We start from the raw sequence: 12087 nt of genomic DNA on the forward strand, positions 1-12087 counted from the left end.
GAGGTGGAAATCACCTACTCTTCGACCGACTCCGGGGTGTGTTGTGCACACTCCCCGAGGAAGGGGAGGCATGTCGTCGCAGCCGTCCGCACCCGCCGCCGACGCCGAGGCGTCGCGCGGCTACCACCTGCGCCGCGAGCGGGAGCTGGCCTCGCTGTACGCCACGGCGCGGTCGCTGACCGCGCTCGGCGAGCTCGACGACGTGCTCCAGTCGATCGTGCGGCACGCCCACGAGCTGATCGGCACCGACTTCACCTACCTGTCGCTGCTCGGCCCCAACGGGGAGCTCCGGGTGGGCGCATGCGAGGGCACCATCTCGGCCGACTTCCGCGCCGCCGGCGTACCCCCCAACTCCGGCCTCGGCGGTCAGGTGATCGGGCAGAAGACGCCCGTGTGGGTGCGCAACTACCTCGAGGCCCATGAGCTCGCGCACGACGCCGACTTCGACCTGCTCGTCGTCCGCGAGGGCATGGTCGCGCTGCTCGGCGTACCCCTGCTGGTGCGCGACAAGGCCATCGGTGCGCTGTTCGCCGCGGACCGGTCCGAGCGTGACTTCGACTCCGAGGAGATCGCGCTCTTCAGCGCGTTCGCCAACCACGCGGCGGTCGCCCTCGACAACGCCCGTCTCTACAACGAGAGCCGCTCCGCGCTCCACGACCTCCAGTCGGCCTACCAGGTCATCGAGGAACACGTCGCGACGATGGAGCGGGCGCAGTCGGTGCACGAGGCGCTCACCCATCTCGTGCTGACCGGAGGCGGGCCGGAGCAGGTCGCCGGCCAGCTCGTCGAGCAGCTCGGCGGCGCGGTCACTGTCCTGGGACGCGACGACCTGCCGATCGCTTACGCCGGCGCCGACTCGCCCTTCCCGGACGACGCCGACGGCGAGCGCACTGCGCCGTCGACGATCGCGGCGGCCCTGGTGAGCGCGCGTGGCACCGGGCGCAGCGCGACCGCCACCGACGACAGCGGCACCACGCACAGCGTCGCGGCGGTCCAGGCGGGTGAGACCTACCTCGGCGCCCTCGTCTGGACGCGGCCGAGCGCTCCCGCGCCCGCGGACCAGCGGATGCTCGAGCGGGCCTCGCACATCGTCGGGCTCATGACGCTGAAGGAGAACGCGATCGCCGACGCGGCCGAGCGCCTCAGCGGTGAGCTGCTGACCGAGCTCCTCGTGTCGAGCCCGGCCGTCAGCCGCACGCAGCGCTCCCGCACCCGTGCGCGCGGGATCGACGTCGACTCACTCAACCTGCTCGTGGTCGCCGAGTCCGCGACCGTGCCGACCAGCGCCCTGACCCGCACCCTGCACGCCTACGCGAGCCGGCACGCCGGCCTGGCGGGTGAGTACCTCGGGCGCGCCACGATGATCGTGCACGTCGATGACCCCCATGCGGCGGTGACCGACGCGCACCAGGTCGTACGCCGCCAGCTCGGCCGGCCCGTGACAATCATCGGCGAGCGGGTGCAGGGCACCGACTGGGCCCGCGCCTTCCCCACCGCCAGCCGCTGCTGCGCCCTGGCCGCGGCGCTCGGCCATTCAGACTCGGGTGCGATGACGAGCCAGTTCGCCCCCTTCTCGCTGCTGTTCGACTCCGACCGGGTCGGCGATCTCGAGCACTTCTTGGACAGCTCGATCGGGCCGCTGCTCGCCTACGACGCCCACCGGTCGACCGAGCTGGCGCGGACCGCCACGGCGTACTTCGCCAACCAGGGCAACGTCGCCCAGACGGCCCGGGCACTGCACGTCCACCTCAACACGTTGATGAAGCGGCTGGACCGGATCACCGCGCTGCTCGGCGAGGCGTGGCGTACGTCGGACTCGCTGCGGATCAACCTGGCGTGCCGGCTGCACGAGCTCGCGTCGGGGAGCCCGGCGCACGTGGAGTGATCAGACGCGCTTGGCGCCGATCTGGACGTAGCACATCAGCGCCGGCTGGTCGCTGCGGTTCTCCCAGGCATGGCGGGTGCCGTTCTGGACCACCATGGTGCCCGGGCGGAGCGTGACCTCCTCGTCGTTGTCGAGCGTGAGCACCAGCTCGCCCTCGAGGCAGATCGCGTAGTCGACGGTGTCGGTCGTATGCATGCTGCCCTCGCCGTCGAAGGGGTCGAGGAGCCCGGGCAGCTTCTCCGCCACCTCGTCGGCCTCCTGCTGGGTGTCGCGCTCCGGCTCGGGCTCGTGGGAGTGGGGCGCCCAGCGCAGGAAGATGACCCGGCTGCCACCGACGCCCGGGAAGTAGGGCCGGGTGACGGGCTCTGGGTTGTCCCCAACCGTGGGAGTGCCGTCGGCGGTCCCCCACATCAGGTAGAACTCCGCGCCGGGCAGGGCGCCCACGGTGATCGGGTCGGGACGGCCGTCGGCGACGAACGTCGCGTCGCCGGTGGGGCTGTGTCCCGTGACGATGAGATGGGGCTCGATGGTCATGTCGTCCTTCTCTGGTGGGCGGCGCCGTGCCGCCTCACGGTAGGGGCGGTCGGGTCATGGCGCGAGGTGGGTTCGCGCCACCGCGGATCGTGGCCGGGTGTGGAAAGTGCACACTCCGGACGGTGGTCGAGGTCCGAGCGGTTCAGGTGGTGAGGCTCCAGCCCGCGACATCGATCAGGAAGTGCGCCAGCACGAGCGCGCCGAGGTAGAACGTCGACACGGCCAGCGCGGCGCCGACGCGGGCCGGGATCGCGCTGTGCCGGACGTGGGCGAACGCGGTGGCCGCGGCCCAGCCGAGGGCGGCCTCTGCCGGTACGACGTACACCGCGACGCCGAGCAGGCGGTGCGTGTCGCCGGTGGGCTCCCAGAGGCCCAGCGTGGGGGCGAGGAGCTCGGCGCCGAGGAAGATCACGGCCGACAAGAGGGCCGCGCGCCAGGGCCGGCCGCCGCAAAGGGCGACCGCGGCGAACAACGGGGCGACCCACATCGCGGCCATGGCGAGCGGGATCACGTCGTCGACGCGCGGGCCGCCGGTGTCGGGGAAGCGCAGCGTGCCCACCAGGTCAGCAAGCACCCAGTCGGGCAGCACCTGGAAGACCGAGACGAACGCGAGGAAGCCGGCCAGAGCGAACAGGTCAGCGTGGCCGGTCGCGCGGCACACCCCGAGCAGCGCGGCCACGTAGGCCACGACGCACAGGAAGACGCCCCAGCCCTGCGCGGGCGGGTCGAGCGACAGCGCGATGGCCCCACCGACCAGGAGCGCCGCGTGGACGCCGAGGATCGGCCCGAGGCCCTTGCCGGTGCTGCGTGTGCTGGACCCGGTTACGTCACCCACCGGTTCAGCCGAGGGTGGCGCTGTGGTCGGGCACGTACGTCGTGTGCTCGCGGGGCGGCCGCTCGTAACCGTGTGGCTCGGGACGCTCGGGGAGCTCCAAAGCAGGCAGGGGCACCTCGACGTACGGGATCGTGGAGAGCAGGTGGGCCATCATGTTGAGGCGGGCGCGCTTCTTGGAGTCCGACTCCACGACGTACCACGGCGCCTCGGGGATGTCGGTGTGCACCATCATCTCGTCCTTGGCGCGGGAGTAGTCCTCCCAGCGGGTGATCGACTCCAGGTCCATCGGCGAGAGCTTCCACTGCCGCATCGGGTCGTTGAGCCGCGACTTGAAGCGTCGCTGCTGCTCGGAGTCGCTGACGGAGAACCAGTACTTGCGCAGCATGATCCCCTCCTCGACGAGCAGCCGCTCGAAGATCGGGCACTGGTGCAGAAACCGGCGGTACTCGTGCGGCGTGCAGAACCCCATCACCCGCTCGACGCCGGCGCGGTTGTACCAGGACCGGTCGAACAGGGTGATCTCACCGGCGGCGGGCAGGTGCTCGATGTAGCGCTGGAAGTACCACTGAGTCTTCTCACGCTCGGACGGCATCGGCAGCGCGGCGATCCGGGTGTTGCGGGGGCTGAGGTACTCGGTGATCCGCTTGATCGTGCCGCCCTTGCCGGCGGCGTCACGGCCCTCGAAGATCACGACGACGCGCTGGCCCTCGACCTTCACCCACTCCTGGGCCTTCACCAGCTCGGCCTGGAGCCGGAACATCTCGGCCTCGTACGCCTTGGTGCTGAGCGAGCTCCCCGAGCTCAGGTCCTTTGCCATGGGTCGATCATCGGGGCCGCCGTACCCCGGTGTCACCTCGGGGCCGGTCAGACGGTGACGACGACCGTGGTGCCGAGGGGCGCGAAGTTCCAGAGGGCGATGGCGTCGGCGCGGCGCTGGCGGATGCAGCCGTGCGAGAGCGGGGTGCCGAGGTCGCGGAAGCGCTGGATGAGCTCGCCGTCGAGGATCGGGATGTCGTGGAAGCCGATCGCCGCGCCGGTGTCGCCCTGCGTGAAGCGGACGAAGTACTTCATCGTGCCCGAGTCGTCGATGCCGGTCGCGTCCTCGGATCGGGAGTAGACCTCGAAGGTACCGGGGTCGAGGTTGTCGTAGACGCTGCCGGAGACCAGGTAGGTCCGGACCACCTCCTCGTCGTCGTTGACGAGCCAGACCCGCTGCCGGTGCTCGCTGAAGATGACCCGCCGGCCCTCACCGGAGTCGGCCGGGAGCGAGGTGTCGTTGCGTAGCGCCTCGGCCTCGTTGGCCGCGACCTGCTCGGCGGTGAGGCGGTTGGTCTCGGTGGTCGGCTCGCTCGACTTGTCCTCGGTGTCGACGTCGGGCGTGCTCGACGGGGTCTCGAGCGGTGCGGCCACCTCGCCGACGGGGCCACGTGGCGAGGAGTCGGCGGAGGACGGAAGTGCGCCGGTGCCGCCGAGGACGGCGATCAGGGTGACGGCGACCGACGAGCCCAGCACGGCGATCCGGCCGTAGCGCGGCCGGACCTCGGCGCGGTGCCTCCCCACCAGCTCGTGGCCCACCGGCTCAGCCCCGGCCGGCCCGGGTCACCAGGTTGGCGGCCACTTCGCGGTAGGCCTTCGCGCCCTTGCTGGAGCGGCTCGTGGCCAGGATGGAGCGCCCGGCCGCGGGGGCCTCGGCGAACTTGATGGTCTTGGGGATCGGCGGCTCGATGACCTCGAGGTCGTAGGTCTCGGAGATCGTCTCGAGCACCGTGCGTGAGTGGTTGGTGCGCCCGTCGTACAGCGTCGGCAGCACGCCCCACACGGCCAGGCCCTTGTTGGTGAACCGGCGTACGTCGTGAACGGTGTCGAGCAGCTGCCCCACCCCGCGGTGCGACAGCGTCTCGCACTGGAGCGGGATGAGTACGCCGTCAGCGGCGGTGAGGGCGGCCACGGTCAGCACGCCCAGCGACGGCGGGCAGTCGAGCAGGATCCAGTCGTAGTCCCACTCGTCGCCCTTCTCGGCCAGGTCGTCGACGACGCCGCGGATGACGTGCTCGCGGCCGGTGCGGGTGAGCAGGTCGGCCTCGGCGCGCGCGAGCTCGATGGTCGCGGGCAGCAGGTCGATGCCCTCCTCGGTCTCGATGATGACCTCGGTGGCGTCGAGCCCCTTGGTCAGCACGTGGTGGACCGACAGCTCGAGGTCCTCGGGGTCGATGCCGAGGGAGAAGGTCAGGCAGGCCTGGGGGTCGAGGTCGACGATCAGCACCTTGTGGCCGAGCTCGACGAGCGCCGCCCCGATCGAGGCGACCGTCGTGGTCTTGGCGACGCCGCCCTTCTGGTTGGCGATCGCGAGAGTGGTGGTGCGCTTCGTGCTCATCGGGGTCCATCATGCCGGACACGCCTGTGCCGGTGGGGACGCACACCTGTTTGACTGCTCCCATGTCGAGCACCCCCACGAAGACCGCCCTCGTGACCGGCCCCACCGCCGGCATCGGCCACTCCTTCGCCCACCAGCTGGCGCGACGCGGCTACGACCTGGTCCTGGTCGCGCGCGACGAGGAACGCCTCGCGGCGGTGGCGGCCGAGCTGACCACGTCGTACGGCGTGCAGGTCGAGGTGCTGCCGGCCGACCTGGCCGACCGCGACCAGCTAGGCCTGGTCGAGGCGCGGCTCGCCGAGCGCGACCGCCCGGTCGACCTGCTGGTCAACAACGCCGGCTTCGGCCTCAAGGGCCGCTTCCTCGACAACGACGCCGACACCGAGACCCAGATGCTCGAGGTGCTGGTGACCGCCGTGCTCCGGCTCACCCACGCCGCACTGAGCCCGATGGCCGAGCGCGGCCACGGTGGCGTGATCAACGTGTCGAGCGTGGCGGCGTTCCTGCCGCGCGGCACCTACGCCGCGGCGAAGGCATGGGTCAACAGCTTCAGCGAGTGGGCCGCCAACGAGTACCGCACCCAGGGCGTCACCGTGATGGCGCTGTGCCCGGGCTTCACCAAGACGGAGTTCCACGAGCGGATGGACGTCGGCCGCGACTCCGCGCCGGGCTTCATGTGGCTCGACCCCGACTTCCTGGTCGCCAAGGCGCTCAAGGACTTCGACAAGGGCCGGATCTACTCCATCCCGGGCGCGCAGTACAAGACCGTCATCGCGCTCACCAAGCTCGTCCCCAACAAGGCGCTGCAGGCCTATCAGTCGATGGGCCGCCGCTGACCCGTTGCCCCGCCCGAAACTCACGCCAGAACACGTTGACCCGCCCGAAAGTTTCGGGCGGGTCAACGTCAAGAGGGTCAGCCTTCGCCGGCGATGAAGGCGCGGACGGCATCGGCGACCAGCTGCACCGCGATCGCCGACAGCAGCAGCCCGGCGATCCGGGTCACGAGGAGCACGCCGCTCTCGCGGATCAGCCGCAGGATCGGCAGCGAGAAGCGCATCGCGGCCCACAGGCTCGCGTGCACGAGTACGACGCCCAGCCCGACCGCAGCGAACTCCGGCCCGTTGTCGACCTCGCGGGTGAACAGCATCGTGGCCACGATCGCGCCCGGCCCGGCCAGCAGCGGCGTGCCCAGCGGGACCAGCGCCACGTTGGTGCCGCTCTGCGCGGTGAGCTCTTTCTCGTTGCCGGTCAACAGCTCCAGCGCCACGAGGAGCAGCAGCAGGCCGCCGGCGCACTGGAGCGCGGGCAGCGAGATGTGGAGGTACTCGAGGATCTGCTGTCCGAAGAACGCGAACACCGTGATCACGAAGAAGCTGACCGCCACCGCCTGCCAGGCCGCGCGCCGCGCGGTAGCCGCGGACCGGCCGCTGGTGAGCGACAGGAAGATCGGCACGGTGCCGACCGGGTCCATGATCACGAAGAGGGTGACGAACACCTCGACGAGCAGGACGGTGTCGAGGACGCTGCTCATGAGCTCACCACGTCGGGGGTGTCGCGGCCCGAGCGTTGCGCGGCCGCGGCGGCCAGCTCGATCAGCCGAGCGTACTCGTCGGGGTCGGTGGTGTTGATGCCCAGGTCGTGGTTGCGCTTGCCGAGCCCGTGGTAGTCGCTGGAGCCGGTCACGACCAGCCCCAGGTTGCGCGCGATCGCCCGCAGCCGGGCCCGGTCGTCGGCGTCGTGGTCCTGGTGGTCGACCTCGATGCCGGCGAGCCCGGCGTCCTTGAGCGCGGCCAGGCCGGCCTCGTCGGGCTGGTCCGGCCCGTGCCGGCCCCACGGGTGCGCGATCACGGTGACACCGCCCGCGTCGATGACCGCGCGCATGGTGTCGAGCAGCGGCGCGGCGTAGCGGTCGACGTACGCCGGGCGGCCGGGGTTGAGGAACTGCCGGAACGCGTCGGTCCGGTCGTCGACGACCCCGAGCTCGACCAGGGTGTCGGCCACGTGCGGGCGGCCGGTCGCGGCGGTGCCGTCGGACACACGGCGTACGTCCTCGGCCTCGATGTCGATCCCGAGCTCGCGCAGCCGCTCCAGCATCGCCGGCACCCGGGAGTTGCGGCCGGCCAGGACCTTGGTCAGGGCCTCGTCGAGCGGCGGGTGCGTGTGGTCGGGCAGGTAGGCCAGCAGGTGGACGCCGACGCCGAGGTGGATGGTGCTGATCTCCATGCCACGCACCAGGTCGATGCCGAGCTGCTGCGCCGCCTCGGTCGCCTCGGCCCAGCCGCTGGCGGTGTCGTGGTCGGTGATCGCGACGACGTCCAGCCCGGCCTCGGCGGCCGCCCGCACCAGCCCGGACGGGGTGTCCGTGCCGTCGCTGGCCCGCGAGTGGGTGTGGAGGTCGATGCGCACCCACGAAGCCTAGGGCCCCGCATCGCTCAGGCCCCAGTCACCAAGGGGGTGCTGGCCCTCCGAAGGGGGTATCCAGGAGCTGCGGTCCCATCGCCGAGATGTCGCGGAGGATCCAGTCCTCGCCCAGCATCAGCACCGCCGAGGCCGGGCGCAGCACCAGCCACAGCCACCGCCCGGCGGCCTCGCCGGCCAGCACGGACCGGTCCCACTCGCGGGACGCGCCGCTGGTGGACACCGCCCACAGCGGCACCGGCTGGTTGCCCAGGCGCACCTTGAGCATGGGCGGGCCCTCGCTGATCTCGACCCCGGGGTCGTCGTGGACCGTGCCGGCGATCCGGGCACCCAGCCCGGTGCCGGGCTCTTCGCTCACGACGATCAGGTCCACGGGCCCGTCGAGCTCGCTGGTGCCAGACGTGCAGGTCATGGTCGCGCGGGTGCTCCGGGGCTCGTCCCCCACCGCCGCGAAGTCGGTCACGCTCCAGCCCGGGCCCAGCGGCCACGGCGCCAGCGTGGGGAAGCCTGCGGAGGCACGTAGGTGGTCGGCGAACGCGTCGTACGACGCCTCCGGTGGGCGCCACAGCGCGGGCACCTCCCCGTGGCCCGGACAGCTCCACGCGTCGCCCGCGCGCGCGATCGGCGTCGCGCAGCGGGGGCAGCCCGGGGTGAGGGACATGGCTCAACGGTGGTCGGGGCGCCGACCGCCGTCAAGGGCCCCAGGTCCCTTGTCGGCTCAGCTCTCGGCGAGGACGACCACGCGGTCGCCCGGCTGTACGTCGAAGGTCTGCGACTTGGCCGGGTTGACCAGCACGCCGAGGGTCTCCGACTTGTAGCCGATCGCCGTGGCACCGCGCGCCGAGGCGCCCGCCACGACGGTGGCGTAGCTGACCTCGTGGCCGGGCTGGACGTACCACTCGGCGGGCCGCAGGTAGATCTCGCTGCCCTGGTCGCCGAGCAGCTGGCCGAAGACCGCCTCGAGCCGGCGGTCCTCGGAGAGCTGGGTGACCAGCAGGCTGACGATCTCGCCGCTGACCACCACGTCGTCGACGTGGGCCACCTGCGCCAGCACCCGGTTGCGGTCGTCGAGCATCTCGGTGACGACCGGCGTGGCCGCGTCGAGCCTGCCGAGGATGTCGCGCACGTGGAGCAGCGTGACCAGGGTGCGAGCGTCGGCCGCCTGCACCTCGAGGTGGTCGGAGTAGCAGAGCACGATGACCTGGTCGAGCCCGCCGACGACATACGTCTCCAGCGTCGCGCGGTCGGTCGTCGAGGCCGCCACGACGGTGACCGCGAGGTTGTCGAGCACCTGCACGTTGGGCTGGCCGAACGACGTCACGACGGTCAGCGAGGAGCCCGGCGGCGCGTAGTGGTCGAGCTCGCGCAGCACGATCGGCGCCCGCTCGTTCCAACCGATCAGGACCCCCTGGGTCGGGGCCTCCTCGCCGGCGACCTGGGTGCCGAGCGCGTCGAGGTCGGGGTGCGTCTGGGCCCGGCCCTCGGTCTCCAGGCCGGAGTCGTCCTCGGCGACGACGACCAGGGTGCGGTTGCCGACGACCGAGTCTCCGGGCGGGTTGAGGGTCGGTACGCCGTCCTCGATCAGGCCGATCACCGAGGCCTTCTCGAAGGCGAGCAGCGCCTCGGCGTACGTCCCGGCGCCGAGGTCGTGCTTCTCCAGGAAGTAGATCTCGTCGCCGTCGTAGTCGAAGAGCTCGGTGTAGACCGCGGCGGCGCCGGACTGGCGTGAGGTCTGGACGACCAGCTTGGCGACCGTCTCGCGGATGTCGAGCAGGACGGTCCGGTCGGCGCCGACCAGTCGGGCCGCCTCGAGGTTGGTCGGGTTGCGGATCTCGGCCACGATGTTGGGGCCGTCGGCGCCGCCGTGGGTGAGCGCGAGCAGGGTCTTGATGACCTCGCTGTCGGGGTCCTCGGAGGCCTCGGGGGCGAGCAGGATCACCGAGCGCGCGGTCGTGTGGCTGCTCAGCGCCAGGTCGTCGATGTCCATCGGCGAGCCGGAGCGGCAGATGACGCGGGTGCCGCGCAGGTCGGGCACCTTGGCCTTGACGTCGTCCTCCATGTCGACCTTGTCGCGGTCGGCGAGGATCACGATCACCGGCTTGTGCCGGCTCTCGTTGGCCAGGGTCAGCTCGCTGATGATCGTGAAGATCGAGTCGGACCACCCGAGGATCACGGTGTGGTCCTTCTCGAGGACGATCGAGCGGCCGCGGCGCAGGTCGGCGAGCTTGGTGTCGATGCCGGCGGCGATGATGCCGATCAGGGCGCTCACGACGAACAGGCCGGCGATCGTCAGGGCAAGCATGGTCAGCACGAAGCGCCACGAGGTGGGGTCGTCGCCGCCGATCGTGCCCGGGTCGAGCGCGTGGAGCAGGCTGTAGAACATCTCGTGCAGGAAGCCGTCGGGCGCGTCCGACTCCGGGCGCAGGCCGAAGATGGTGGTGAACACCGAGAACACCACGATCAGCACCACCGTGACGGCGGTCAGCCAGGCGATGAGTGCCGGCGTACCCCGCGACATGCTGTTGTCGAAGCGGTAGCGCAGCCGGTCGCCGAGGTCGGACTTCGGCGCGTTGGCCGAGCGGTTGCTCGATCCGCCCTTCGCCATCGCCTTCGCCGTGCGCATGCGCAGCTGCTGTCCCGTGCGCGCCATTCCGTGCCTCCTCGTCGCCGGCCCCCAGCCGGACACCGAATACTCGCGTAGAAACCGGACTTCGACACCGCTTTCGGCGCGACTCGTGCCACCATCACCGCGTGGACCTACGCGCCTCCCGGCTGGCCGTCGCCGGCGGCTTCCTCAGCCAGGGCCTGGTCTTCATCAGCCTGACCACGCGGCTGCCGGACTACCAGGACAAGTGGGACGTCTCCGAGCTGGAGCTCTCGCTGCTGTTCCTGATGCTGATCCTCCTCGCCGGAGTCGGCTCGGTGGTCTCGGAGCGGCTGGCGCGCACCCGCTCCAGCGCCTGGCTGCTGCGGCTCGGGCTGGCGCTCACGGTGGCCGCCGTACCGCTGCTGATGCTGGCTCCGGTGTACGGCGCGTTCGTCGCGGGCTTCGCGGTGTACGGCGTCGCGCTGGGCGTGGTCGACGCGACCACCAACATGCAGGCGGTCGCCGTCGAGCACGGCTACGGGCGCCCGATCCTGCCGTCGTTCCACGGCGCGTGGACGCTCGGCGGCATCGTCGGCGCCGCCCTCACGCTGGCGACCTCCGCGCTGCCGGTCGAGGCGGGCGTGGCCGTCGTGGCCGTGCCGCTGGCCGTGTTGTTCCTGCCGTTCCTGGCGCGGGCCGAGGCGCCACCGCTCGCCGCGCCGACCGACGTACCGTGGCGCCCGATCCTGCTGGTCGGGCTCGGGATGGTCGTGTTCTACATGGTCGACACCGCCGCCCAGACCTGGGGCGCGGTCTACCTCGACGAGACCATCGACACCCCCGACGGGCTGGTCGCCCTGGCCACGCTCCCCTACCTGGTCGCCAGCCTGGCGCTGCGCCTCGGCGGCGACCGCCTCGTGCGGTCGTACGGCGCCGTCCGGGTGATCCGCGTCGGCGCGCTGGTGGCCTGTCTGGCGCTCGTGGTGGTCGTGCTCGCACCCTCGTGGCCGGTGGCCGTGCTCGGCTTCACCCTCCTCGGCGCCGGCGTCGCCGTCGTCGCTCCCCTGAGCTTCTCCGCGGCGGCCCGGATCGCCGGCGAGGGCGTCGACGAGCTGTCGCGTCAGGCCCGGGTCGACGCCGTCATCGGCCGCTTCAACCAGTTCAACTACGTCGGCGCGCTGCTGGGGGCGGTGCTCACCGGCGCCGTCGGCCAGGACAACCTGCGGCTCGGGTTCGCCGTACCCATGGTGCTGGTGCTCGCGCTGCTGCCCCTGGCCCGCGCCTTCGCCCCGGCCGCCGTCACGGCCCCCACACCGCCGTCGACACGTTGACCCGCCCGAAACTGACCGAGATTGCGTTGGTGGATTCAAGCGGTGGATGCAACACCGTGTGGATCGTGTGGCTGTGAGAGTAGTTCGTCGAGGGCCTCGGCCGGGGTCTTGAACCCAAGTCGT

At 71.5% G+C, this 12087-nt stretch carries 12 protein-coding genes; 3 read left to right on the forward strand and 9 right to left on the reverse strand.

Going from position 1 to position 12087, the window contains the following annotated elements:
* The first annotated feature begins 70 nt into the window (after positions 1–70).
* Positions 71–1885, forward strand: a complete 1815-nt coding sequence (locus BLR90_RS17955) for a helix-turn-helix domain-containing protein (protein ID WP_091026600.1) — start codon at positions 71–73, stop codon at positions 1883–1885.
* Here the strand turns inward: BLR90_RS17955 and BLR90_RS17960 are convergent, their stop codons facing one another.
* The 5 genes from BLR90_RS17960 to BLR90_RS17980 all read right to left on the reverse strand — a co-directional run bounded on the left by BLR90_RS17960 (position 1886) and on the right by BLR90_RS17980 (position 5628).
* Positions 1886–2419, reverse strand: a complete 534-nt coding sequence (locus BLR90_RS17960; protein WP_091026601.1) for a cupin domain-containing protein — start codon at positions 2417–2419, stop codon at positions 1886–1888.
* A gap of 142 nt (positions 2420–2561) precedes the next feature.
* The gene (locus tag BLR90_RS17965; protein WP_091026602.1) at positions 2562–3254 is read right to left on the reverse strand and encodes a DUF6989 domain-containing protein; all 693 of its coding nucleotides are present in this window, start codon (positions 3252–3254) and stop codon (positions 2562–2564) included.
* Positions 3255–3258: 4 nt separating this feature from the next.
* On the reverse strand, positions 3259–4071 hold the full coding sequence (gene ppk2 / locus BLR90_RS17970) for a polyphosphate kinase 2 (RefSeq protein ID WP_091026603.1): 813 nt from the start codon (positions 4069–4071) through the stop codon (positions 3259–3261).
* Positions 4072–4118: 47 nt separating this feature from the next.
* The gene (locus BLR90_RS17975) at positions 4119–4829 is read right to left on the reverse strand and encodes a L,D-transpeptidase (protein ID WP_091026604.1); all 711 of its coding nucleotides are present in this window, start codon (positions 4827–4829) and stop codon (positions 4119–4121) included.
* 4 nt (positions 4830–4833) lie between these two features.
* Positions 4834–5628 carry a ParA family protein gene (locus tag BLR90_RS17980; RefSeq protein ID WP_091026605.1) on the reverse strand — a complete coding sequence of 265 codons (795 nt, stop codon included), beginning with the start codon at positions 5626–5628 and terminating at the stop codon, positions 4834–4836.
* A 62-nt stretch (positions 5629–5690) separates the two neighbouring features.
* Here BLR90_RS17980 and BLR90_RS17985 point away from each other — a divergent pair, with 62 nt between their 5' ends.
* Positions 5691–6464, forward strand: a complete 774-nt coding sequence (locus BLR90_RS17985) for an SDR family NAD(P)-dependent oxidoreductase (protein ID WP_091026606.1) — start codon at positions 5691–5693, stop codon at positions 6462–6464.
* Positions 6465–6541: 77 nt separating this feature from the next.
* Here BLR90_RS17985 and BLR90_RS17990 read toward each other — a convergent pair whose 3' ends face one another.
* Genes BLR90_RS17990 through BLR90_RS18005 form a run of 4 tightly spaced genes read right to left on the reverse strand, consistent with a single transcriptional unit; the run spans position 6542 to position 10696 of the window.
* On the reverse strand, positions 6542–7159 hold the full coding sequence (locus tag BLR90_RS17990; RefSeq protein WP_091026607.1) for a MarC family protein: 618 nt from the start codon (positions 7157–7159) through the stop codon (positions 6542–6544).
* Complete coding sequence (locus tag BLR90_RS17995; protein WP_091026608.1) at positions 7156–8034, reverse strand: PHP domain-containing protein; 879 nt, start codon at positions 8032–8034, stop codon at positions 7156–7158. Before BLR90_RS17995 ends, BLR90_RS17990 begins: the two co-directional genes overlap by 4 nt.
* A 37-nt stretch (positions 8035–8071) precedes the next feature.
* Positions 8072–8707 carry a DUF6758 family protein gene (locus tag BLR90_RS18000; protein ID WP_091026609.1) on the reverse strand — a complete coding sequence of 212 codons (636 nt, stop codon included), beginning with the start codon at positions 8705–8707 and terminating at the stop codon, positions 8072–8074.
* A 57-nt stretch (positions 8708–8764) separates the two neighbouring features.
* The gene (locus BLR90_RS18005) at positions 8765–10696 is read right to left on the reverse strand and encodes a CASTOR/POLLUX-related putative ion channel (protein WP_091026610.1); all 1932 of its coding nucleotides are present in this window, start codon (positions 10694–10696) and stop codon (positions 8765–8767) included.
* Between BLR90_RS18005 and BLR90_RS18010 the strand changes: the two genes are divergently transcribed.
* Positions 10636–11964 (forward strand): MFS transporter, encoded by a 1329-nt coding sequence (locus BLR90_RS18010; RefSeq protein WP_342706603.1) that lies wholly within the window; start codon positions 10636–10638, stop codon positions 11962–11964. The genes BLR90_RS18005 and BLR90_RS18010 overlap by 61 nt on opposite strands.
* Positions 11965–12087: the final 123 nt, after the last annotated feature.

It is taken from the genome of Nocardioides szechwanensis (genome assembly GCF_900103935.1).
In the GTDB taxonomy this organism is placed as follows: domain Bacteria; phylum Actinomycetota; class Actinomycetes; order Propionibacteriales; family Nocardioidaceae; genus Nocardioides; species Nocardioides szechwanensis.

What these genes read in the sequence shown, in the direction of transcription:
- BLR90_RS17955 (WP_091026600.1), top strand. Translation starts at nt 71, where the DNA reads ATGTCGTCGCAGCCGTCCGCACCCGCCGCCGACGCCGAGGCGTCGCGC.
- BLR90_RS17960 (WP_091026601.1), bottom strand. Translation starts at nt 2,419, where the DNA reads ATGACCATCGAGCCCCATCTCATCGTCACGGGACACAGCCCCACCGGC.
- ppk2 (WP_091026603.1), bottom strand. Translation starts at nt 4,071, where the DNA reads ATGGCAAAGGACCTGAGCTCGGGGAGCTCGCTCAGCACCAAGGCGTAC.
- BLR90_RS17980 (WP_091026605.1), bottom strand. Translation starts at nt 5,628, where the DNA reads ATGAGCACGAAGCGCACCACCACTCTCGCGATCGCCAACCAGAAGGGC.
- BLR90_RS17985 (WP_091026606.1), top strand. Translation starts at nt 5,691, where the DNA reads ATGTCGAGCACCCCCACGAAGACCGCCCTCGTGACCGGCCCCACCGCC.
- BLR90_RS17990 (WP_091026607.1), bottom strand. Translation starts at nt 7,159, where the DNA reads ATGAGCAGCGTCCTCGACACCGTCCTGCTCGTCGAGGTGTTCGTCACC.
- BLR90_RS18000 (WP_091026609.1), bottom strand. Translation starts at nt 8,707, where the DNA reads ATGTCCCTCACCCCGGGCTGCCCCCGCTGCGCGACGCCGATCGCGCGC.
- BLR90_RS18005 (WP_091026610.1), bottom strand. Translation starts at nt 10,696, where the DNA reads ATGGCGCGCACGGGACAGCAGCTGCGCATGCGCACGGCGAAGGCGATG.